This is a genomic window from Serratia sp. (in: enterobacteria), from assembly GCF_051654945.1.
Lineage (GTDB): Bacteria > Pseudomonadota > Gammaproteobacteria > Enterobacterales > Enterobacteriaceae > Chania.
In genome coordinates this window covers 1-1225 of record NZ_JBOFZA010000019.1, presented here as the reverse complement: position 1 = coordinate 1225, position 1225 = coordinate 1, and the positions used below count along the sequence as shown (strand labels likewise).

Here is a 1225-nt window from a genome sequence, read left to right as displayed (position 1 = left end):
ATGTGATGAGCCGACATCGAGGTGCCAAACACCGCCGTCGATATGAACTCTTGGGCGGTATCAGCCTGTTATCCCCGGAGTACCTTTTATCCGTTGAGCGATGGCCCTTCCATTCAGAACCACCGGATCACTATGACCTGCTTTCGCACCTGCTCGAGCCGTCACTCTCGCAGTCAAGCTAGCTTATGCCATTGCACTAACCTCCTGATGTCCGACCAGGATTAGCTAACCTTCGTGCTCCTCCGTTACTCTTTAGGAGGAGACCGCCCCAGTCAAACTACCCACCAGACACTGTCCGCAACCCGGATCACGGGTCTACGTTAGAACACCAGCCATTAAAGGGTGGTATTTCAAGGTTGGCTCCACGCAGACTGGCGTCCACGCTTCAAAGCCTCCCACCTATCCTACACATCAAGGACCAGTGTTCAGTGTCAAGCTATAGTAAAGGTTCACGGGGTCTTTCCGTCTTGCCGCGGGTACACTGCATCTTCACAGCGATTTCAATTTCACTGAGTCTCGGGTGGAGACAGCCTGGCCATCATTACGCCATTCGTGCAGGTCGGAACTTACCCGACAAGGAATTTCGCTACCTTAGGACCGTTATAGTTACGGCCGCCGTTTACCGGGGCTTCGATCAAGAGCTTCGCGTTGCCGCTAACCCCATCAATTAACCTTCCGGCACCGGGCAGGCGTCACACCGTATACGTCCACTTTCGTGTTTGCACAGTGCTGTGTTTTTAATAAACAGTTGCAGCCAGCTGGTATCTTCGACTGATTTCAGCTCCGTGAGCAAGTCACTTCACCTACGCATCAGCGTGCCTTCTCCCGAAGTTACGGCACCATTTTGCCTAGTTCCTTCACCCGAGTTCTCTCAAGCGCCTTGGTATTCTCTACCTGACCACCTGTGTCGGTTTGGGGTACGATTTGATGTTACCTGATGCTTAGAGGCTTTTCCTGGAAGCAGGGCATTTGTTGCTTCAGCACCGTAGTGCCTCGTCATCACACCTCAGCGTTATACAGAGTTCCGGATTTACCTAAAACTCCCGCCTACATGCTTAAACCGGGACAACCGTCGCCCGGCCAACATAGCCTTCTCCGTCCCCCCTTCGCAGTAACACCGAGTACAGGAATATTAACCTGTTTCCCATCGACTACGCCTTTCGGCCTCGCCTTAGGGGTCGACTCACCCTGCCCCGATTAACGTTGGACAGGAACCCTTGGTCTT

General features: G+C 53.1%; 1 rRNA gene. It reads right to left on the bottom strand.

Annotated features, from left to right (window positions below):
- Nucleotides 1–1225, bottom strand: a 23S ribosomal RNA gene (locus ACRDCA_RS00330); the annotation flags it as partial.